Below are 22,635 nucleotides of genomic sequence, written 5' to 3'. Positions count from 1 at the left end.
CAACTCCTGTTAAGCACCATTACGGTGCATCTGTTGGTAGTAGCACCGTCTTTTCGCTCGATCAAGTAAGCACGGATGAATAGCGGGTCAACCGGGTAACGATATGTGCATTTCCTTCGAGTATTGCGCCGGCATGATTTTACTTGAACGACCGGCGATGCTTTTGGAATATGGAACGATAACAATTGGCGGCTATGGAATGCTCGGCGAAGACGCAGAACGGGGTCGACTATGACGTTTGGCCGTGCATAGCCGGCTTGCGCTCATTCATCAGATCCTCTTCCATCATGTTGAAAAGCGAGGTAAAAAAGAAAGGCATGCTGAAGATCGACACTGTGAATCGACGGCCTATACGGCTTTGTGTGTTCACCGAGGTCACATCTTCACCAGCATTTCACTTAACTCAGCGAGGGCGACATGACAGAGCTATCTGATCGTAGTATTGCCGACCTGGCACCAATGGAATCATTGCCGGTCGATTTATTTACAAACAAGCGCTATTGGCAGGAATACGATTGCCCTCAATGTGGGGCCAATCAGGATCTCCGGCCGATTCCCGAGCCCGGAAGCCTGATACGTTGTGCTTGCGGCGCAGCATGGAAAGCGGGGCAGCACCGACCTAACACCTACGTCTATGATGAGTACGGCCGGTTGCAATGTGTGAATCGGCTGCTAGCAGTTCGACACCTCTACACGTAGGAAATTGGGAGAATTCTTTAGCGCTTCTCGGCGTTTTTAGAAGATTCCGTTGCAAATAGCCCAAGCCCCAAGGGTCTTGGGCTATTTGCCAACTAATTCTATTCTTTGACTTCAATGTGCATACATTGAATTCTCAAAAAAATCTCTAGACCCCAGTGCACCTGCTGAATGCATGAGCCGCCGCTTCAAAGCCATTGCGATCAGTTGCTGAATCGTTCTCATGCACGTGCTGATCGGTCGCGGTGCCAGCACATGTCTTTCCGCCATCTGTACTGAAAAGCGGCATGTCACTAATGCCGCTACCCAACGCGGGCATCTATGCTTTCATTCAGCTGCTGATGAGCTGGCAGCAAAAGTAACAACACTTCGCTGATTGCAAACCTCGTTGGAGCTCGGCTATGCATTTTGCATTTGCCGCTGCCCGTCGCAATGCGGCGTTCACGGCCATAGTGACTCTGCTGCTCGGATTGGTCATCACCGTGCTGGTCGCCGCGGAGATGCAAAAGCAGCAGGCGCACGAACTCGTGCGCGCACTTGACCATAAAACCGAAGTATTGGGCGCCGAAGTTACCACATTGATGGGGCGCTACGAATACGGCCTTCGGGGACTCCGTGGCGTCGTTCTGACTGCTGGAGAAAACGGGCTCAGACGTGAGCACATCCTTCAGTACACCAATTCGCGTGACTATCAGAAGGAGTTTCCTGGAGCGCGTGGATTCGGCTTCATTCGTCGCGTTCCAGAGCATGCGACGGCGCAGTTTTCAGTGCAGGCCGCCCAGGAGCAGCCTAGCTTCCGAGTACATCAGCTGATTCCCCACTGGGGTGAGCGATTCGTCATTCAGTACGTAGCCCCCGAAGAGAACAACCATGAAGCGATTGGGCTGGACATCGCTTCAGAGCCAAATCGGAACCGTGCTGCCATCTTGGCGATGCAGACTGGCAAGCCGCAGCTGACTGCGCCAATTACCTTAGTGCAGGCTGCTGGCGCGGCACAGCAGTCCTTTCTGTTGCTGCTCCCAGTTTATCGAGGCGCGATAGCGCCTGAAAAACCATACGACCGAGCTCGGGCGACACTGGGTTGGACGTATGCCCCATTGCTTATGCAGGACGTGCTGGCAGGGTTGAAGGCAGAGCAGGCAGGGCTCCTGGTTTCCATCACTGATGTGACAGACAGGAATCAGGTGACCTTTTTCACGACGCCTGTCCCCGAGCACTTCCGGGTGCATGGCTGGCAGACCGCTCGCATGCAGATCTTCGGCAGAATCTGGGAGCTGCGAACCGCAGCGCTGGATGGATTCGTTGCCGCTCGCAAATTCACACCGATACCTTTGGTAGTTCTCGTTGGTGTGACAACTTCGATCGTGCTTGCGTTGCTGTTCGCTTTGCTTTGTCTCAACTGGTTGCGCCGGAACGAGATTACTGCGGTGCGGGCACGGCAGGCGGCGATTGTCGACGGAGCGCTCGATGCGGTGATTGCATTGGATCCGCACGGCAATGTTGTCGGGTGGAACCGTAGCGCCGAGGCCATGTTTGGCTATGCCGAGTCGGAGGTTTTGGGCAAGAAAGCGATCCGGTTGCTCTCGTCTCGAGCCTCTCGCTCCGAAGCGTTCTCGATCATGCGCCGGATACGGGAGGGGTTGTCTGTCCGGCATTTTGATACGCAGCTTCGAACCGCCTGGTCTGAGCCGATCGCGGTCTCCGTTTCCGTCGTACCGATCTTCGACCGTGCAGGTGAGATAACCGGAGCGGCGGCCACGATTCGGGACATCAGCGAGAAGAAGGCCGCAGAGGCTGCAGTGCTTGCCATGAATGCTGCGCTCGAGCAGCAGGTTGGGGTGAGGACCAAGGAATTGGACCTTGCCAGAGATACATTGCAGACGGTGCTCGACGCGGTGCCCACCATGATTGGCTATTGGGATAGGGACGAAATCAATCGGTTTGCCAACCGCGCATATCACGAATGGTTCGGCCTGGACCCAGGGGTGATGGTCGGCCAAAGTGCTGCAGATATTCTGGGGCACCAGCTGTACGCAGAAGCTGAGCCGCGGATGCAAGCGGTCCTGGAAGGGCGGGTACAGCGTTTTGATCGCGAGCTCAAGCCGTCCAATGGTGGCGTGGCACACCATATGCAGGTGCAATACTTGCCCCGATGGGATGGCGAACACGTTGTAGGTTTCTACTCCATCGTCCACGACGTGACTGATTTGCTGGAAAGTCAGTCGCAGCTTGCCCAGAGCCTGCGAGAGAAGCAGTCGTTGCTCGACACCATCAACACGCAGTTCTTGTTTTCGGTGACGGACCGGCAAGGCCGGATCATCGAGGCCAACGACAATTTGGTCGAGATATCGGGCTATTCGCGTGACGAGCTGGTTGGCAACGACCATCACATGCTGAGCTCAGGCCTCCATTCCGATGCGTTCTGGGAGGTGATGTGGACCACCGTCACGGCGGGTCAGCCATGGCATGGTGAGGTGTCCATTCGCTCGAAGACGGGCGACGTGTATTGGCTAGACACTGTGATTGCGCCGATGTTTGATCAGGATGGCGCAATTGACCGTTTCCTTGCGCTTCGCACCAACGTCACCGCGCGCAAATCCGCTGAAAATGAATTGGTGCGGCTGAACAAACTGCTGGCTGACATCCTTCGCGCTGCTTCGGAGGTCTCCATCGTCGCAACGACCCCAACGGGCACCGTGACGGTATTCAATGAAGGGGCTCGGCGAATGCTGGGCTACGACGAGAGCGACGTCGTTGGTGAGGTTACGCCGTTAGCGTTCCATGAAACTGCTGAAATTGAAGCCCGCGCGGCGGAGCTCGCAACGCAATATCAAGTCACATTGGCTGGATTTGAAGCGCTGGTCAAAAGAGCGGAAGCGGAAGGCCGCGACACGGCAGAATGGAGCTACGTCACGCGTGACGGACGCCGCGTTCCTGTTTCTCTTGTCGTGACCACGATGCGCTCTCCAGACGGAGAGGTCGAAGGGTTCCTCTTCATCGCGACCGACGTATCTTTGGAGCTTCAGCACCGCCAGGAACTGATTTCCGCCCGTGACCAACTGATGTTGGCCGCGCAGGTTGCTCAGTTGGGCATCTGGAGCTGGGATCCAGCGTCCAATGCCGTGAGCTGGAATGACCGGATGTTTGAGCTCTACGACCAGCCGGTTTCTTTGCAGACCTCCCGACAGCTCCACTTCGAACACTGGAGAGAGCGGGTCCATCCTGATGATGTTGAAATGGCCGAGGCGGCGTTGAATGCAACCTTGGAGCAGGGGCGCCCGTACAACGTCATGTTTCGCATCATCCGGCGCGATGGCTCGCTGCGGTTTTTGCAAGCGGGAGCACATGTCGAGCGCGATGCACAGCATCACCCCATCAAGGTTACTGGCATCAATCTCGATGTGACTGACCAACGCTTGCTCGAACAGGGGTTGATCGAAGCCAAGCATCAGGCGGATACAGCGAATCGCGCAAAATCTGCGTTCCTCGCCAGCATGAGCCACGAGATCAGGACGCCGATGAACGCGGTGCTTGGGATGCTGCAGCTTATCCGGCAAACCAAGCTCACAGCGGCTCAAGCAGACTACGCTGCGAAAGCCCAGACAGCGGCACAGGCGCTGTTGGAGCTATTGAACGACATCCTCGATTTTTCGAAGATCGAGGCGGACAAACTAAGCCTGGATGCTCATCCGTTCGAACTTGAAGGCGTGATGCGGGATCTTGCCGCGGTGCTTTCGGGGAATGAGGAGGACAAGGATCTTGAGGTGCTGTATGCCATGGCTCCGACATTGCCGAGTGTCGTCGTCGGTGATCGATTGCGCCTGCAGCAGGTACTGATCAACCTCGCGGGCAATGCCATTAAGTTCACCGAAAAGGGTCAAGTCGTGGTGAGCATCGAGCAGCTCGCTCGCACAGCAGGCATGGTGACGCTGCGTTTCGCGGTTTCCGATACGGGGATCGGCATTTCCGCTGAGCGCCAAGAAGAAATCTTTCAGGGATTCGTCCAAGCGGAGGCGTCAACAGCGCGGCGATACGGCGGCACCGGCTTGGGGTTGGCGATCAGTCGCAACCTGGTTCAGTTGATGGGTGGCCGATTGAGTGTTGAGAGCGAACCTGCGCGAGGCAGCCGGTTCTGGTTCGACATCACCCTCCCGGTTGACTCCAACCTGCCGATCGTCGATCCCGAAACCACAGGGCGATATCGGGTGCTGGTGGTAGACGACAACCCAACAACCGCAAATCTGCTGACCCAAGCGACTGCATCTCTCGGATGGCAAACGGAGTATGCAGAGAGCGGCGAGGCGGCGATTGAACGTGTCCGACGGGCCCAGCAGGAGCAGCGGTCATTCGACGTGATCCTGATGGACTGGCGAATGCCGGGCATGGATGGCGCAACTGCTGCGCAGAAGATCAAGGACCTGTGCCACGACGCAATGTTGCCGATCATTGTCATGGTGACGGCTTTTGGTCGCGAGGCGCTCGGCCGACTTGTAGAACAAGGTCCAGTACCGTTTGCCGCGTGCTTGACCAAGCCTGTGACCTTGCAGCAACTGGCCGACGCTGTTCGACAAGCACAGGACGATAGTGCGCTACCACCTAGCGAAGAGCCGGAGCTTCGTAAACAGCGGCTGGATGGTCTGCGATTGCTGGTCGTTGAGGACAATGCGCTGAACCGGCAGATTGCGACAGAACTGCTCCGTGGCGAGGGGGCTGAGGTCTATGCCGCAGAGGGCGGAGTACGTGGTGTTGAGATGGTGACCCAGGGACCGCAGGCCTTTGACGCGGTACTCATGGATATCCAGATGCCAGACATTGATGGATTGGAAGCGACGCGGCGTATTCGAGCAGATCGCCGCTATCTGGGGCTTCCGATCCTGGCCATGACGGCCAACGCCTCTGCGGCAGACCGCGATGCCTGCATTGCTGCTGGCATGGACGCACACATTCCAAAGCCGATCCAACTCGACAATCTGGTTGGCACCCTCTGCGCGGTACTTGATGGCATCAAGGGCACCCACGCGAAGGGAGATTCGATACAAGAAACGCTGATGGATCTGGCAGCGATCGAACCATTGCCGTCATTACTCCAACGGCTGGGAGGACACAGAGATGTTTACCGAGCTGCTCTTGAAAGCTTTGAAGGGGAGGGCAGGCGGCTCGTCGACGTGTTGATCGAACAGGGCAGTGCGAATGATCGGGAAGGGGCGATCGAGACGCTACATACATTCGCAGGGATAGCAGGAACGTTGGGTGCCATCGGTGTCTACGAGCGCGCGCAGCACCTCGAGCGGCGGATCAAGGATGATGCTGAGCTGTACGATGTACTCACGACCAGCGAGCTCGCCAGCCTGCGCCGAAATGTTGGGTTTGCCGTGCAGGCGCTGTTTGCGGCACTGGATGCGTAAACGAGTACTTACTCCGAGTTCGCCGACATTGACGTCCGTGACGGTCTTTTAGCTACGGCGATCTTCAGCTCACCTCGGGCGACAAGCGACTGGAGGGCTACTACTGGAGCAATTCGCCCACTTGAGGCCTCATTTCGCTGGATCTCTTGACGCGGGATCTCACCGGCATCCTCGTTTGCTGTTGTCCAGAAGGTTCGTGACAAGTTGCTGAAGATCGCGAGCTCAGCTGGCGCTTAACCAATTGCGATTGCTTTCGCTGTTGCCCAGTAGCGGGAACGGGTCATTGCCACCGGTTACCGACGGAGAAAGCGGTCGCTCGACAGACTCGGGCTGACTTCTGCGCAGGTGACGTCGGCTGTTCGACGATGAGCGATCAGAGCAGCTTGGTCGTACAGATGACTGGGACATAGCAACTAGCGCGATACCTTAAAGTGGCCCAGCCAACGCTGGGCTACTTTTCCTTATTTGCTGTTCTCTTGGAGTAGACCGAGATTCCCGTTCCAGTAATTGTTGCCTTGCCGTTGGTTTTAGGAGTGAGCTGTGAGGCGCCAGGGTCGAGGGGATGATCTGGGTTCTTCTTGGAGAAGCTGCCGGCAAATATCGTCTTGTACTTTGTGACGGGCGCTTTGGTCAGATCCACTGGTGAATGGATTTTGGAGAACCCTGGAGGTACGGCCGATATCGTTTTGGTGTCCTGCAGGATGCTCAACGTGTCTTCGCGCTGGCCTGTTTTGAATGTCTTGCTCTTGATCTCCGTGAAGGTGGCCAACGGACCTGCTTCTGTGGTCTTGATCTTCAGCAGGTCCGGGCGCCTATTCCCGGTCGTCACCAGAGGGCTGCTGATCGTAGTTTGCGGGTAGTACTGGCGCTTTGCCTGTTCGACACTAGGCATTTTATTGTACTTGCGCAGCGTGCGATCCAGCGCTCGGGCTTCATTGATGTAACCTGCGATGTTCTCGTGATCATCCGGTGCTGCTTTCTTGAAGGCTTTTTTGTTTTGCTTGATGGCCTCGATGAGTCTCTTGTTGTTTGGATCGGAGAGCTTGTAATCCTGGTAGCGCGCCTTTGTCGCACCCTTGGTTGTAAATAACTCCTTAAATGTAGAATGCGACTCGGTCTTCTCGCCTTTTTGCTCAGGGAACATAGGCGTTAGTGCCTTTTTGAGTTGAGCCTGTTTACTGATCTCGGCGAAATCTAATGTTGGTTTGATGGGTTGAAGCGTGGGGCCGCTTTGTCCGATCTGCACGGGGGGAAAGAGTGGAGTGGAGAAGGTGGGCGAATTAGGGATTTGTGGAAAGCTTGTAGACGTTTGCAGGCTTGGTGAGTCCTGCGGTGTCGTATCGATCTTGACCTTCTTGGCCTGCTGGTCGCCATCCTCTTTCGTGAAGGCCGTCTCGTTGGATCGTTTCTCGTTCACTGACGGCTGCTTGCTGTAATAATTAAACAAAGTGTTGCTAGGTTTCGTTGGGGCTGTGGCGGTGTTCTTGCTGCGTCTTTTATCGCTGCTCATGATGCGTCAATCTCATATTTGGGTGGCCACCGAAGCGGCAAGTAGTCATATACTCTATCAATTGATGTATGGGGAGCTGGGTAAAGTCATCCGCAGTCAGCTGCGCAGTGTGCTATGCGCAATTCGAAAAAACCCAATCATTTCCTGCAATTGAATCGCTTGGGCACTCATTTCCTCCGCGGTGGAGCTCAGTTCCTCTGAAGCTGAGGCATTCATCTGTGTGGTCTGCGCCAGCTGAGTCACCGCGGTATTGATCTGTTCGAGGCCGGTTGTCTGTTCGCTGCTGGCCGCACTGATTTCCTGTACCAGATCTGCCGTCTTGCGGATCGAGGGCACCATCTGGTCGAGCAGCGTGCCCGCGCGTTCTGCCAGTGTCACGCTGCTTGATGCGACCTCGCTAATTTCCTGCGCTGCCACCTGGCTACGCTCGGCCAGCTTGCGCACCTCGGCCGCCACCACGGCGAAGCCCTTGCCGTGCTCGCCTGCCCGCGCGGCTTCGATCGCGGCATTCAGCGCCAGCAGGTTGGTCTGGTAGGCGATGTCGTCGATGATGCCGATCTTGCCGGCAATCTGCCGCATCGCCGAAACCGTCTGCTTCACCGCCTCGCCACCTTCGCCGGCATCCTGGGCGCTCCTGGTCGCCATGCCGTCGGTGACGCGGGCATTTTCCGAGTTCTGCGCCACCGTGGCCGAGATCTCTTCGACTGAGGCGCTGGTTTGCTCAACGCTAGCAGCCTGTTCGGATGCGTTCTGGCTGAGTGCCTGCGCTGAGGACGAGATTTCTTCGGAGGCAGAGGCGAGGGCGGTTGCCGATTCGGAGACATCGCCGATCACTTCAGTCAGCTTGTTCACCATCAGCCGCAGATGAAACAGCATGCTGTTCGAGTCGTGCTGGCGTACCGGAACGTCGGTGGCGAGATTGCCGGCTGCAATCTCTTGCAGGAGCGCCATGGCGACACGAGGCTCTCCGCCAAGCTGGCGATTGATCACGCGGTAAACGAGCCAAAGGCTGGCGACCAGGACCGCGAACGACAGACCCAGTAGCGCGTAGATTGTGTTTTCCAGTTGATGCGCATGCGTCTCTGCAGCTTCGACTGCACCGCGGGTCCGTGCATCCAGTAGTACGAAGAACTCGTCTACTGGCTTCATGATGCGTGCCTTGTTGATATGGTATTCACGGTTGTGCATCAGCTCGCGGGCCATTTCCAGGTTGGGTGCATCAACCCGGGTGAAGCCGCCCTTGCCGTCATCGAAATGGCCTTTCACGGCATTCATGGCAATGGTTTCAGTCTTGACCAGCGTATCGGAGTAGGACTTGGCTTCCTCCAATTTGGTCAGCTCTTCTTTGGAAAAACCGGCTTGTTTCATCAGGTCGATCAAGTCGGCGGCAGCACCATCGGGGCGTGGTGGCTGGTCGTTCGCGGCAACGAAATCCCAATAGATTCGATCGTATTGCTGCGGACGCGGACGTTTGCCGTTCCGGATATCGACAATGGCGAAGTATTGCTGCTCGTATCGGGCGTCGCCGGTCAGCACATAGGTGCGGGCTAGCCGGGTCAGGTCATCCGAACTTTGCCGAAGCTCATCGGCCAGCAGATATGACTGATAGCGGCTGGCTTGAGCCTGGCCGAGTTCAGCATTCGCGTTGTTGAGCGCCCTGGTCGCCGCAATGATCAGCACCATCAGCACAGCGGTAATGACGAGCAGTGCGATAAACAACTGCTTGATGCTCACGGTCTTGGTCGGATTTGCCAGCATGAAACCCCCTGTGTGCAACGTGAAGGAATTGGATTTGAAATCGCTCAGGGCCGGGTAGGGCTAGGACAGGCTGCGTGCCAGCTGCGCCACCTTGGCGCGCATGGTTCTTTGTACGAGATGCGGCACGTCGAGGATCAGCGCCACGCGACCGTCGCCGAGGATGGTCGAGCCGCTGATGCCCTTGACCTCGCCGAACAGCAGGCCAAGCGGCTTGATCACTGCCTGAAATTCGCCCAACAGCTTGTCGACGACAAGGCCGGCGCGCTGCTGGCCGTATTGCACGACGACGAGGCTCTCGCGCACGTGCTCGGCTTCGGGCAGATCGAACAGCTCGCGCAACCGCACGAAGGGCAAGGGCTCGCCGCGCAGCTTGACGATGTTGTGCCGCATGTCGTGGCTGCTGATGTCGATGCACTCGATCACGAGCTCGAGCGGGATCACGAACTGCGAATCGCCGACCATGACCTGGAAGCCATCGATGATGGCGAGCGTCAGCGGCAGGCGGATGCGCACCGTGGTGCCCTGGCCCTGGCGGCTGACGATCTCCACCTCGCCGCGCAGCGATTCGATATTCTTCTTCACCACGTCCATGCCCACGCCGCGACCGGACAGGTTGGTGACCTGCTCGGCCGTGGAGAAGCCCGGCTCGAAGATCAGCCGGTAGATCTCGCCATCGGACAACTGCTGCTCGGCACTGACGAGGCCGCGCTCGATGGCCTTGGCCAGGATGCGGTCGCGATCCAGGCCACGACCATCGTCGGAGACCTCGATCACGATGCTGCCGGACTCGTGGTAGGCGTTGAGCCGGAGCGTGCCCTCCACCGCCTTGCCGGCCATCACCCGCGCTTCCTTGCTCTCGATGCCGTGGTCCATCGCATTGCGCACGATGTGCATCAACGGATCGGACAGCTTTTCGACCATCGATTTGTCGAGCTCGGTGTCGGCGCCAGTCACCAGCAGCTGGATTTCCTTGCCAAGCTCGCGCGAGATGTCGCGCACCACGCGCGGGAAGCGCTGGAACACTTCGCCGATCGGCACCATGCGCAGCGTCAGCGCGGCATCGCGGATCTGCTCGACCAGGCTGGAAATGCTTTGGGTGGCCTCCTCGAAACGCGCGTGTTTCTCACGGTGGGCCACCAGGTTGGCAGCGGCACCGGCAATCACCAGCTCGCCGACAAGATCGATCAGCGCATCGAGCTTGCTGACCTCGACCTTGATGAACTTCTGCTCCTGGGTACGCTTTTCCTCGCCCTGTTTCTGCTTGGTGAGCGCCGCGGCCACCACGGCCTGCGGCACCTTGTCCTGCTCGACCAGCAGCGTGCCGAGCGGCTTGGCCGGCACCGGCTCGGCGGCCTGCTGCGCCAGCACGTTGTCGAGCTCGGACGGCGTCAGCGCGCCGCCCTTGACCAGAATTTCACCGAGCCGCCCGGCCGGCTCGGCCAACGACTGGATCAGGCCGATGTATTCGGCGATCTTGCCGTGCGGCGGCAGGATGCGGATCTCGCTGTCCTCGCGCACGAACTCGAACACGCCCTCGATGGTCTGGCGATCGGCGTCCGAAGCGAAGTCCACCTCGAAGCCGAGGTAACACGCTTCCGGGTCCATCACCCGCGCATCGGGCAATGCATCCGGCAGCGTGACGATATGGACGATACGGCCGATGGTGCCGAGGTAGCGCAGGAAGGACAGCGGGTCCATGCCGTTGCGCAACACGTCGGGCGAGAAGCGCAGCGAAAGATGCCAGTTGTCGCTGCTGACGGCGCTGCCGTCGTCCACTTCGATCTGCGCGGTGTCGGCGGCTGCACCCATGGCATGCACGGCGGGATGGGCCGCCGCGGTTACGCCGAGCAGGGCGTTGAGCGAGACCTCCAGCCGGCCGCGCTTGACCGGATCCGGCTCCTCCTCTTCGCGGCGGGCGGCAATGGCATCGACCAGCTCGCCAATGTAGTCGCCACATTCGAGCAGCAGCGACAGCAGGTTGGTATCAAGCGGCAGGCTACCGTTGCGCACCTTGTCGAGTACGCTCTCGGCCACATGGGTGAAGCTGACGATGCGCTCGAATGCAAACAGCCCGGCCGAGCCCTTGATGGTGTGCGCGGCGCGGAAGATCGCGTTGATCGCCTCGCTGCTGGCCCCTTCGGCCTCGATCTGCATCAGCGCCATTTCCATGGCGGCCAAGAGTTCGCGCGCCTCCTGCACCAGCGCGTCGCGTGCGTTGTCCATGTCCATGATCGACCTCAGCGGCTAGCGTTGGGAATGAGCACCGGATCGCCCAGCGTGCCCGCCAGGTCGAGAAGCTCCAGTACTGAGATCACCGCCGGGCTGTGGCCGCTGTAGGCGAGTGCCCGGCCGTGCCGCGCCGCCTCGCGCTTGGCGAGCAGCAGCAGCTGCACGCCTGCGGTATCGAGTTCGTCGACGCCGGACAGATCGATGGTCAGCGGCGGGCCGCCGCCCTCGCCGAGTGCGGCAAGCAGCACATCCTTGAGTTCTGCTGCATGAAAGATGGTGAGTTCGCCATCGAGGCGGAACTGGGCGCTTTCACCTTCGGCTAACGCGGTCAGCGGCATGGCGGCTCCCGATCGTGAGTCGTTCTGGAATGAGGGCTCAAGCCGTTTCGGATTCCTGCAGCGCCGCGAGGCCTGCCAACTCGTCTCCGGAAAGGATCTGCTCGATCGCCAACGCAATCACAAAGCGCTCGTCTCGCTTGATCATGCCGGCAATAAAGTCGGCGCGGATGTGCGCGCCGAAGGTAGGGCGAGGTTCAATGGCCCCGGGATCGACATCAAGCACATCGTTCACGGCATCGACGAGCATGCCCAGCTGCAAGGGACCAGTTGGCTGTTCCATCTCAAGAATGATGATGCACGTTCTGCGTGTGGTGATCGTTTCCTTTCGGCCAAAGCGCACTGCCAGGTCAATGACTGGAACTACTGCGCCGCGAACGTTGATCACGCCTCTCAAGAACGCCGGCATCATGGGAATTTCAGTCAATCCAGGGAATTCGATGATCTCGCGAACCTGCGTGATTGGCATGGCGAACGGCTCGTCATTCAGCGAGAAAGTCAGGAATTGACGCATTCCCTCAGCGCTCGTGTGACCGTATGACGAAACGGAGTGTGTATACATCGCGACCTCGGAATGGGACAACGAAGCCTGAGTGAAGACTTGTCTGATTACGCTTCGTCTGAACTCAAACTAGCACCAATTTGGGGCTGACGCTGGCATGCCAATGGGGCAGCACAAGGGCGATGCAGAAGCACTTCTGGTTAAAACCAACGATTGAGCAGGGAGAACGAGGTGGGCAGCTTCAGGCGCGTGCGCGTTGCAAGGTCTGGCTGGGTAGCTCCCCGAAGGTCCGCTGGTACTGCTGCGCAAACCGGGAGAGGTGGCGAAAGCCCCATTTCACCGCGACATCGGCCACGCCGTATGTGGAAGCTGGAGCCAGTAGGTCACGCAGCGCGCCATTCAGCCGGATGTTCATGAACCAACGGCCAGGGGGCATGCCGACACTGCGCTGAAAGATCAGCTCCAGCGCGCGTCGGGTATAGCCGCAACGGCGTGAGAGTTCGTCCAAATCGATCGCAGGGCTGTCCGTCGATCGAGCCAGGCGCTCACACGCCAGAACGAGCTGGAAGTGTCGCTTGGCCGCAGCCTCGGCCACGGATGTGACTTTGACGGCGGTGTGTATGGCGCTCACGAAGCCCTGAAGCAGGGCTCGCGCAACCTCCTCAGCCAGTTGCGCGTGCAAGCCCCCAGGTTGCTGTGCCTTGGCGACAGCGAATGCATCATCGACAAGCTGCACGAGCTTGGCATGCTGGCCGGGGATGAGGCGGAGTGACGTTGCATCACGTTTGGGCAGCGTGAGGGGGCGCCCTGTCTCTTCCAGCGCGATCTCCTGTAGTTGCGACTCCAGTGCGACGAAGTTGATCCATCGCGACTGACCGGCAGCGTGGTAGAGCAAATCAATGCCCGAGGGATAAATCTGCAGCGTATCCCGCTCGATCATCGACGTGTTGTAGCGGGTGGCTTCAAAACCGTCGGCCAATACACCGAAGCACACCACTCCTTTGGGCATGACACCTTGTGCAGCCACCGGAAAGTCGTAGTAGCCCGTCTCCAATCGCGTGTCTGCCAGCACCAAGCGGCGGTGCCTCATTTTGCCGCCTTTGGCTGCGAGCAAGCGGTGCTCGAAATGGCCGCCGTACACCACATCGAACGCCTGGGTCGGATCGAGTCCGTCGTAGCGATGCTCCTGAAACAGGTTCACTTGGCTCATGTTTACCTTTCTCCAGTATTTCGTTTTTCGGATATTAAACATCCAAAATAACGATCTACTCTGTCAGAAGTCGTCATGTCATGGTGCTCGTATGGCTCCGGTGTCCCCTTACCGCCAATTCAGGTCACGCATCCGGGAACTGGAGTCGGAAGTGGAGCGGCTTCGCCAACGCGAGCTTCATGAACTGATTTCAGGGATGCGCAGCAAGATCGCGGAGTACGGCATCACTCCCGAACAGCTGTTCGGGGCCGACCTCTCCGATTTGGCGCAATTTCGTGATCCCGAGACAGGGCGGTCCTGGAACGGCTTCGGTCGCCCACCGAACTGGATCCGCGGCAAGGACCGTGAGCAATTTCGGATCAAGCGTCCCGGCAATGATTGAGGTCAGGTCGAGCCCATTTGCCTTATAGGACACATCGATGAAATCCATGTGGCTTTTTGGAGCGCCGGTGTTGGCGGCGGCAGGTATTGCACTAGGAGCGGATGCGCCCGACGCGGCGCAGGCCAACAACCCATTGGCCAACATGACCGCGTTCAACATGCAGAACTACTACATTGGCGAGCTCACCGAATCGGACGAGGAAGCCAACCAGTTCTGGTTTCGCTATGCCAAACCGTTCTCGCTTGGTGAGAGCAAGTGGTTGTTACGCGCATCGCTGCCGGTCAACACCATGCCAGTGGCACCTACCGGAGGTCACCATACTGCAATTGGCGATCTGAATTTGTTTACCGCGTACTTGATCGACACCGGCAATCCCGCAGTGAGCTTCGGTATCGGCCCGCAGCTCACTGCGCCTACTGCGGGCGATGACCGCTTGGGGAGCGAGAAGTGGTCGGCTGGGCTGGTCAATGTGATGTTCGACGCCAGCTCACCCCAATTCCAGTACGGCTATCTCGCTTCCTGGCAAGCCAGCTTTGCTGGCGAGGATGACCGCGAGGATGTGAACGTGGCGGCATTCCAGCCTTTTCTGTTCTACCAGCTCGGTGGTGGCACTTATCTGAGAGCAGCGCCCATCTGGGTCTACAACCTGGAAAACGACAACTACAGCGTACCGCTGGGCATCGGTGTCGGCCAAGTCGTGAAGCGTGGTACGACGGTTTACAACTTTTTCATCGAGCCGCAGTTCTCCGTTGCCGACAAAGGCCCGGGCCAGCCTGAGTGGCAGATCTTCTTTGCGCTCAATCTGCAGTTCCTGAATTAACCCTTTTACCGGCTCACGGGTTGTGTCGATCCGTCCCGAATCACGAGTCGAGGACGCAGCACCGTCACCTTTTCGTCTGGAAGTTGTTTTTGCTGTTGCTGGAAAGCAGTGAATTCCCACTAGGAGATGTCCGCAATGAAAAGCGTAGCAATCAATCTTTCCCACTTGAGCCTGGCCGGGCTGATCGCGGTAGCTTGGAGTCAAGCTGGCGCTGCCGATTATCGGTTCACGCCGGAGCAAAAGAGTGCGACCAAGTTCACCCGCGATGCCAACCAAGCGGTTTACCAGCAACTCGATTTTGAGAGCAAAACTGCGTTCGACGATTCGCGCCGAAACCTAATTGCCCCGTTGCTGAACGATGGCAATATCGAAGGTGGTGTGTTCGATGCGACCGGCCTCAATTTTATGCAGGGTAAAACCGCACCTGATTCGGTGAATCCGAGCCTTTGGCGCCATGCCCAATTGGCCAACTATGGCGGCCTGTTCAAGGTAACTGACCATATTTACCAAGTACGAGGCCAGGATTTGTCGAGCCTGACCATCATCGAGACCAAGACTGGGGTTGTATTCTTCGACGTTGAATACAGCCCGATTGCTTTGACCAAGTCGATCGAACTCTACGAAAAACACCGTGGCCGTAAGCCGCTCAAGGGCGTCATCATCAGCCATAGCCATGCCGACCACTTCGGCGGATATGACGGAATTATCAAGTCCGGCTTGGCCAAGGCGGAAGACTTCAAGAGCGGAAAAATCCCGTTGATCGCTCCGGAAGGCTTTATCGAAGAGGCCGTGGCCGAAAATGTGACTGCCGGCAACATCATGGCACGTCGTTCAGGCTATCAGTACGGCAATGTCCTCAAGCCGGGCGAGAAAGGCATCATCACCGGATCGTTGGGGCCCGCACTCGCTACCGATGCCTCGTCGCTCGCCATTCCGAACAAGGTCATCACCAAAGATGGCGAGAAAGTCACGATCGATGGCGTCGATTTCGTGTTCTATCTGGCCCCGCATTCCGAAGCCCCGGCCGAGATGGTGATGTACATCCCGCAGTGGAAGGCGCTCTCGATGGCGGAGGATGTAAATCACCTGCAGCACAACTTGTACACCCTGCGCGGCGCGCAAACACGAGATGCCAGTGTCTGGGCGAAGTACATCGGCGAAGCCGTTGCGCGGTGGGGGCAGGAGGTGGAAGTGCACTTTGGTCCACACACGTGGCCGGTCTGGGGCAACAAGAACGTGGTGGAGTATCTGAAGAATCAGCGAGACGTCTATCAGTCGCTATTCGACACCACGCTACGTTATGCCAATTACGGCTACCGTCCTGACGATATCGCAGAGAATGCCCAGCTACCCAAGTCAGTCTTCAATCAGTGGGACAACCGGCCGTACTACGGGCATACCCGAAATAACTTGAAGTCGACCTATGTGAGGAACCTGGGTTGGTATAACGGCAATCCGACGGAGCTCGCGAAATACCCGGATGCGGAACGTGGCAAACGCTACGTTGAAGCCATTGGCGGGAAGGACAAGGTGTTGGCCGCGGCGGTGAACGCGTTCAACAAGGGTGACTACCGATTCACGGTCGACTTGCTGAATAACATCGTGGCTGGTGATGGCAGCGACAAGGACGTGAATTACCTGATGGCCGATGCGATGGAGCAGCTCGGTTACCAGGAGGAGAATTCGCTGTATCGCAACTGGTATCTCGGCGCGGCAGTGGAGTTGCGCACGGGTGGGAACGTGCCGAACAACCTGACTACCACGTCGCCCGAGGTCATCGCCAGCCTACCACCGGATCTGTTCATCAACTACCTGGGCATGCTGGTCGACCAGATCAAGGCGGAGAAGGCGGGCAACGCCGTAATTAATCTCAAGCTCTCGGGCGGGGCTCAGTTCCTTCTTGATCTGCATAACGGTGTGCTGAATCGAGTATCCAAGTTTCAGTCGCCAAATGCCGATGCGACTTTGGAAATCTCCCAAGCCGATCTGCTTAGTTTTGCCTCCGGCAAAGCCACGCTGGATGATCTTGCCAGCTCGGGCAAAGCGAAGATTGATGGCAATAAAGCCGCTGTTGCCAAGTTGGACGGCATCTTCGCCCTCGACTTGAAAAACAACATGAACCTGGTCTTGCCGCTGCAACCGGAAAACCGCGTCAAGTAACTGGCTGGGAGTGACGGCGCTGCTTTGGCGCCGTCACTTCTATCGTTGGGGATGACCAAGCGCTTGTAACGGCATGGCACAACTACTTTCTGACTCAATTTCGAACGCTAGACGATATACGAAAAAAGCCGATCATGTTCTGGAGCTGTACTGCTTGGCTGCTCATTTCTTCCGCAGTGGAAGACAGCTCTTCCGAAGCAGACGCATTCATCTGTGTGGTCTGTGCGAGTTGGCTCACCGCCGTATTGATCTGGTCGAGTCCTGTCGTCTGCTCGTTGCTCGCCGTGGTGATCTCACGAACCAGATCCGCCGTCTTCACGATGTCCGGAACCATACGGTCGAGCAGGCCGCCGGCGCGGGCGGCGAGATTCACACTGCTGCCCGCTACTTCGCTGATTTCCTGGGCGGCTGACTGACTACGAACCGCAAGCTTGCGGACCTCGGCCGCGACCACAGCGAAGCCCTTGCCATGGTCACCCGCGCGGGCTGCTTCGATCGCAGCGTTCAGCGCCAGCAGGTTGGTCTGGTAGGCGATGTCGTCGATGATGCCGATCCTTCCGGCGATCTGCCGCATTGCAGCCACCGTTTGTTTCACGGCTTCGCCACCCTCGCTCGCATCACCAGCGCTTTGTGTGGCCATGCTGTTCGTTGTGCGCGCGTTGTCGGCGTTTTGGGCAACGGTCGCGGCGATTTCCTCCACCGAGGCGCTGGTTTGCTCGACGCTTGCAGCCTGTTCCGAGGCATTTTGGGACAAGGCCTGTGCGGATGAGGCAATCTGCTCGGATGCCGAAGCCAGTGCAGTAGCTGAGCTGGAAATGTCGCCCACGACCCCGGTGAGCTTCCCGACCATCTGCCGAATACTGAACAACATAGAGCTACTGTCGCCAGGCTTGACCGGGACAGTCACGGTCAGATCGCCGTCCGCTACGCGCTGCAGGATCAGCGCGGCGTCGGTGGGTTCGCCGCCAAGCTGTTTCAGCAGACTGCGCGTAATGCACCAGCCCAGTATCCCGGCTAGCACGACGGTGATGATGAGCACTGAGATCGTCAGCAACAGGGCTTGCTGATAGCGCTGTTGGGATGCTTCATACTCACGTTCTGCTACGGTCAGCTGGACCTGGGTGAGCGCACCAAACTGCGCTGTCACTGGATCGAAGCGCGGATACAACTCTTGCGTCACGAAGTGATCCAGGGCAGTCGCATCCTCGGCCTTCAGAATGCCCTTGAGCTGCTCGACGGCTTTGTCGGCTTCCTTGAGCAATGGCCGCAACTGATCCACGACGCGGGTTTCATCCGGCACTAGATGCGTGGCCAGATAGGCATCGAGCTCTCGCTTGATGGTACTTTCCGCCTCGGCGACGGCCCCTGAAGCTGTAGCCCAACTCATGGTGCCTGCGCGCGCCTTGTGTGACGCGTCGACAATATTTACCGCGTACATATCGGAGATCGCCTTGAGTCCCTTCAGGGGAACGACGCGATCATGGTAGACGGTGCTCATCGCTTGATTCGCATCGCGCAGGTCCTTCAGGCCGATCAAGCCGACGACCAATGTGGCGACAAGCAGCGTTGCGATCAGGCAGGTCAATCGGCCCAAGACCGTCATTCGTTCGAACATGACAACTCCTTGCATGCAGGCCGCGGCCGCGAGGGAAGGGGGAGCTTGAAGGTGTCGCTATTGTTGTGATTTGGACGACGTTACCGCCCAGCAGCAATGGGAGTACTGCTGGGTGCCGGGATCCCGTTGGAACCGCATGGCGCTGCACCGAGATCGGCCCTTCAGATATGAACGTAGCATCAATTTGCTGTTGAGACCGGCCGTCTTCTACCAAAACGACTTAACGAGAATCCCGCTGCGCCTGGGTTCGGCTGGACCGAGTCCAGTGCTTGCTGCTTGCCCTGCGCTGCGCGTGGTAAATCCCCATATGCCCCGAAAACAAATAGGCCGTGACGCAGCCTACTGCCGCGAGCGGGCCGATTTCCACGCCAAACAACTCCATGGCCATCAGGGTGGTAGCCAGCGGCGTGTTTGCGGCGCCGGCGAATACGGCAACAAAGCCAATGGCGGCAAGCTGCGCGAGCGGCAGGTGCAGCAACGGGGCCAGGACGTTGCCCAGTGTCGCTCCGATGTAGAACAGCGGTGTCACCTCGCCGCCTTTGAACCCGCTACCGATCGACATGGCGGTGAATGCCAGCTTGCATAAAAAGTCCCAGCTATCCATGGGCGCCTCAAAGGCATGCACGATGTCCGGAATACCCAACCCGGTGTAGCGGTAGGCATCGAACGACCAGACAGCGAACGCGATGACGATCCCACCGAGCAACGGTCGCAACGGTGCGTGCGAAATGTGCCGCTTCATGGCCGCGCTGAGCGCATGGGTTGCTTTGGCAAATGCGGCGCCCACCAAGCCAAATGCCATTCCCGCAACCAACACTGCGCCCAAGCTCAACAAGCTGATGGGGACCACTTCCGGAACAAGGTAATGGGTGTGCCGGATGCCGAAGGCCAACGTCACTTGGTCTGCCAGGAGCGCCGCAACAAGGCAGGGCAACAGTGCTTCGGAGCGCATGCGGCCGACCGTCAACACCTCGAGGCCGAATACTGCTCCAGCCAACGGGGTGCCGAATACGGCGGCAAAACCAGCGCTCATGCCTGTCATCAGCACAACACGCCGGTCATCTGGCTTGAGGCGGAACAGGCGAGTCAGTTGGTCAGCTAAAGCGGCGCCCATCTGTACTGCCGTACCCTCGCGGCCGACAGAGGCGCCAAACAGGTGAGACACGACGGTTGCGCCAAGTACCAAGGGTGCCATACGCAGAGGAACGACCTGCTTGGGATCGTGGATCTCATCGATGATCAGGTTATTGCCGCCATCAACTTGCTGACCGAACCACAGATAGACCAGGCCCACACCCAGGCCTGCGATCGGGAGCAACCAGATAACCCAACGATGCGCTTCTCGCCAGTTGGTGGCGCCATCTAGCGCAGACAGAAATAGCGCAGCTGCCGCACCGGCCAGCAGGGCGACGCCACAAGAAATGACCAGCCATTTCCCCAGATGGGATAGCAGGTCGAGCAATTCGGGAAGGGATTTACGCATTGGTCGCTCGCTCGAATGAGTCGGGCTGGCCAAGGGGGAGGAAGTGAACGCGAACGCCTACAGCTCCGACCTCGGTCAGAATCTGTAGGCGTCATCAGCAGCGCTAGAGCGGCTGCGGTTGTCGAAGCGGGAGGTACGCCATCTCCTGCGGCAAACTATACACGGGCACGGTCAATCGGGTCGAGCCGGTTCTTCCACCAACGGCGAGTCGCTGTGCATGCAGTAGCCGTTCTTTCCGCACTTCTTCATTTGGTACATCGCCTGGTCTGCGTACTCCAACAGGGTGGGCAACGAGTTGCCATGCCAAGGGTAGAGGCTCACACCAATGCTGGCACCAACGCGGTAGTCCTTACCTTCCACGGTGATCGCATCGGTGAGGCTGTGTAGCAGCTTTTTGGCGATGTCATGGGCGCTATTGGCATCGTCCAATTGCGTGCAGATCGCGACGAACTCATCACCCCCCACCCTGGCGCAGATGTCGGTGCTTCGTGTGCACTGCCTCAGTCGGCCGGCGACAATTTTGAGCACTTCATCGCCGACATGGTGGCCAGCACGGTCATTGATCGGCTTGAAGTTATCGAGATCGATGTAAAAAATGGCAGCAAGTTGATGCGGGCGATTCGCCAGCAACAATGCTTTTTCGAATAAAGCCGTCATGTAGCGCTGGTTGCTGAGTCCTGTCAGTGGATCCTGGAACGCCATATCCAGGGCCTTGGATTCCGCCTCCAGCAGGCGATTCTGGAAGTTCAGAAGAATGGCGGCCAGCAACGAAAAGTACTGTGCCAATACCAGCACGGTGCCCAGCATGAACCCATGCCGGAACCAGCTCGGTTCCAGCTCGATAATCACCGATGCAGTTGCCCAGTGCAGCGCCAGCAGGCCGCTCGAGAGCGCGGTCACCAGCATCAACCTGGGGCTGAGTTCAGCACGCTTGTGGAAGGCGACCCACGCTGCAAAGGACAATATGCCCGCATTGAAGATTGCCACTGCAGCGCTGCGGAACATCGGGTCGAAGCCACCCAAGCCGATCAGGAGTATCCACACCTCGACCACGATCAGGGCAAACCAGAGCCAGCGAGTGGATGTGCTGACATTGAAAAACCGAACCAGCCCCATGACCAAGCACAGCTTCTCCACGATGTTCAGGGCGCTGTAGACCGAGACCGTAAATGGGCTGTCGTGGTGGAGCAAGACGATGAAGGACAAGCGAGCACAAAGGGCGAACAGCATGGCAGCGGCCCACCAGCCCGCCCCGGGGTTGGTCCGCGGTACGCGGCTCACCCACAGAAACAGTAGCAGGAACACGAAGTACACCGTGGAGCCGATGACGTGGACCGTCTCATAGGACATGCGGATCATCCCCTTCGAATCGATGTTGTGGGCGCCGCAAACATACGGGCCTTTTATAAACTTCACGTTCCAGTCTATGACGTTCGCCTGAAAACCAGAAGTTGCAGCCAAGGTGATTCGAAAGGTGGCTACCTTTTTGCGCACTATGCGGCTATGGTCAACATTCCTTGCCAACTGGAAGAACGATGAATATCCACTTTGCCTCCGGCGGCCGATTCGACTTTGATCGAAATGGTGTGCTCTTTATGGCGCTCGCAGATGGGCGCCCAGTGCAGTGTTTGGTGTCTGAAGAAGCGTTGCGGGATCACTTTGATGCCCTAGGGGGCGCAGATGACCATGAGCATGCGTTTGAGGTAAACCAAGAGGCCATCTGCGCCGTCGCCGAAAGCAAGATCCTTCGAGGCTATCCTGAGCCGGTCACATTGACGTCGTCGGACTTCTAGACGTTACTCCCGCCGATTCCAATCTGCGGACCGGTCGACATCAAGGCGCGGCAGGATTTGCCAAATGCGCGCCACGACCTCGTCAACATCGCCGGTGTGTTTGCCCAGACTCGACAGCAGGAACACATCAGTGCTGTAGCCGACCAGCAAGCCGTCGTCCGGCAGGCGCCTTGGATTGCTACTCAATCCCTCTCCCAGGGTTCGCAGCGTGCAGTGCCGAGCGTCGCGCCCAATCTCACGCATGAGCTGGTGCACTGCCGCTTCCGGGCCTTCCAGGTATTGGCAGAAGTGCAGGCCGTCGAACAACAGCAAGCTCGTGACATCGAGCATGCGGTTCTTGATCCTTGCCTGCTGAGCAAGGGTACCCATCTGGTAAGGCTCAAACTCAGGGCTGACGTCACTGAGATAGACGTATCTGAACATGGCTGATCTCGGTGGACACTCATTCACGACTTTGCGGGTTACGCAGGTCGTCGTTTGACTTGGGCGCCAGCGCCAGACCGGTGTTGCTGGCGTGGCATGGCATGCGCGGTTGGCAAGGGCTTGAGCTTGCAGAGGTCGGCTTCCAAGCGGCGCCATTCGGTATGCAGTGAGGGCGCCACCGGGCGGCTTGAGGTTCGACGAGCACAAAGCACCAAAAGCACGCTCGCGACGAGCAGACCCACGCCGGCAGCCGTGGCCTTCTGATAGACCAAAGCGCACACGCCCCCTAAGGCCACGAGGGTGGCGATTGTCAG

At 58.3% G+C, this 22,635-nt stretch carries 15 protein-coding genes and 1 riboswitch; of the genes, 5 read left to right on the top strand and 10 right to left on the bottom strand.

What is annotated here, in order from left to right; translation table 11 throughout:
- Positions 1 to 1,097: 1,097 nt before the first annotated feature.
- Entirely contained in the window at positions 1,098 to 6,101 is a 5,004-nt protein-coding gene (locus FLM21_RS11660) for a PAS domain S-box protein (protein WP_148715726.1), read from the top strand.
- Between the two features lie 451 nt (positions 6,102 to 6,552).
- Here the strand turns inward: FLM21_RS11660 and FLM21_RS11655 are convergent, their stop codons facing one another.
- From FLM21_RS11655 to FLM21_RS11630, 6 genes are all read right to left on the bottom strand, one after another.
- A complete protein-coding gene (locus FLM21_RS11655; protein ID WP_148715725.1) occupies positions 6,553 to 7,611 on the bottom strand; it encodes a hypothetical protein in 1,059 nt (352 codons plus the stop codon).
- Positions 7,612 to 7,707: 96 nt separating this feature from the next.
- Positions 7,708 to 9,369, bottom strand: a complete 1,662-nt coding sequence (locus FLM21_RS11650; protein ID WP_187359874.1) for a methyl-accepting chemotaxis protein — start codon at positions 9,367 to 9,369, stop codon at positions 7,708 to 7,710.
- A 60-nt stretch (positions 9,370 to 9,429) separates the two neighbouring features.
- A complete protein-coding gene (locus FLM21_RS11645) occupies positions 9,430 to 11,598 on the bottom strand; it encodes a chemotaxis protein CheA (protein ID WP_148715724.1) in 2,169 nt (722 codons plus the stop codon).
- 8 nt (positions 11,599 to 11,606) lie between these two features.
- A complete protein-coding gene (locus FLM21_RS11640; RefSeq protein WP_148714390.1) occupies positions 11,607 to 11,936 on the bottom strand; it encodes an STAS domain-containing protein in 330 nt (109 codons plus the stop codon).
- A gap of 37 nt (positions 11,937 to 11,973) precedes the next feature.
- Positions 11,974 to 12,447, bottom strand: a complete 474-nt coding sequence (locus tag FLM21_RS11635; protein ID WP_246120712.1) for a chemotaxis protein CheW — start codon at positions 12,445 to 12,447, stop codon at positions 11,974 to 11,976.
- 229 nt (positions 12,448 to 12,676) lie between these two features.
- Positions 12,677 to 13,645, bottom strand: a complete 969-nt coding sequence (locus FLM21_RS11630) for an AraC family transcriptional regulator (RefSeq protein ID WP_148715722.1) — start codon at positions 13,643 to 13,645, stop codon at positions 12,677 to 12,679.
- On the opposite strand from FLM21_RS11630, the gene FLM21_RS11625 reads away from it, so the two are divergent.
- From FLM21_RS11625 to FLM21_RS11615, 3 genes are all read left to right on the top strand, one after another.
- Complete coding sequence (locus FLM21_RS11625; RefSeq protein ID WP_222846687.1) at positions 13,644 to 14,027, top strand: H-NS histone family protein; 384 nt, start codon at positions 13,644 to 13,646, stop codon at positions 14,025 to 14,027. The genes FLM21_RS11630 and FLM21_RS11625 overlap by 2 nt on opposite strands.
- A gap of 46 nt (positions 14,028 to 14,073) precedes the next feature.
- Positions 14,074 to 14,847: a hypothetical protein gene (locus FLM21_RS11620; protein ID WP_222846686.1), complete on the top strand. Its 774-nt coding sequence runs from the start codon at positions 14,074 to 14,076 to the stop codon at positions 14,845 to 14,847.
- A 135-nt stretch (positions 14,848 to 14,982) separates the two neighbouring features.
- Entirely contained in the window at positions 14,983 to 17,007 is a 2,025-nt protein-coding gene (locus tag FLM21_RS11615; protein ID WP_148715720.1) for an alkyl/aryl-sulfatase, read from the top strand.
- A gap of 94 nt (positions 17,008 to 17,101) precedes the next feature.
- Here FLM21_RS11615 and FLM21_RS11610 read toward each other — a convergent pair whose 3' ends face one another.
- The 3 genes from FLM21_RS11610 to FLM21_RS11600 form a co-directional block, all read right to left on the bottom strand.
- The gene (locus FLM21_RS11610; RefSeq protein ID WP_148715719.1) at positions 17,102 to 18,622 is read right to left on the bottom strand and encodes a methyl-accepting chemotaxis protein; all 1,521 of its coding nucleotides are present in this window, start codon (positions 18,620 to 18,622) and stop codon (positions 17,102 to 17,104) included.
- Between the two features lie 220 nt (positions 18,623 to 18,842).
- The gene (locus FLM21_RS11605) at positions 18,843 to 20,105 is read right to left on the bottom strand and encodes a voltage-gated chloride channel family protein (protein ID WP_148715718.1); all 1,263 of its coding nucleotides are present in this window, start codon (positions 20,103 to 20,105) and stop codon (positions 18,843 to 18,845) included.
- A gap of 78 nt (positions 20,106 to 20,183) precedes the next feature.
- Positions 20,184 to 20,260: riboswitch (Fluoride riboswitch) on the bottom strand.
- Between the two features lie 16 nt (positions 20,261 to 20,276).
- Positions 20,277 to 21,566, bottom strand: a complete 1,290-nt coding sequence (locus tag FLM21_RS11600) for a GGDEF domain-containing protein (protein WP_222846685.1) — start codon at positions 21,564 to 21,566, stop codon at positions 20,277 to 20,279.
- Between the two features lie 74 nt (positions 21,567 to 21,640).
- Here FLM21_RS11600 and FLM21_RS11595 point away from each other — a divergent pair, with 74 nt between their 5' ends.
- Positions 21,641 to 21,898 carry a DUF1488 family protein gene (locus FLM21_RS11595; RefSeq protein WP_148715717.1) on the top strand — a complete coding sequence of 86 codons (258 nt, stop codon included), beginning with the start codon at positions 21,641 to 21,643 and terminating at the stop codon, positions 21,896 to 21,898.
- A 3-nt stretch (positions 21,899 to 21,901) separates the two neighbouring features.
- Here the strand turns inward: FLM21_RS11595 and FLM21_RS11590 are convergent, their stop codons facing one another.
- Positions 21,902 to 22,321, bottom strand: coding sequence for a BLUF domain-containing protein (locus FLM21_RS11590; protein ID WP_148715716.1), 420 nt, complete (start codon positions 22,319 to 22,321; stop codon positions 21,902 to 21,904).
- Positions 22,322 to 22,635: the final 314 nt, after the last annotated feature.

The sequence above is a fragment of the Chitinolyticbacter meiyuanensis genome (assembly GCF_008033135.1).
GTDB lineage: Bacteria > Pseudomonadota > Gammaproteobacteria > Burkholderiales > Chitinibacteraceae > Chitinolyticbacter > Chitinolyticbacter meiyuanensis.
The sequence above is the reverse complement of the archived record's forward strand: the minus strand, read 5'-3'. Positions and strand labels throughout refer to the sequence as shown.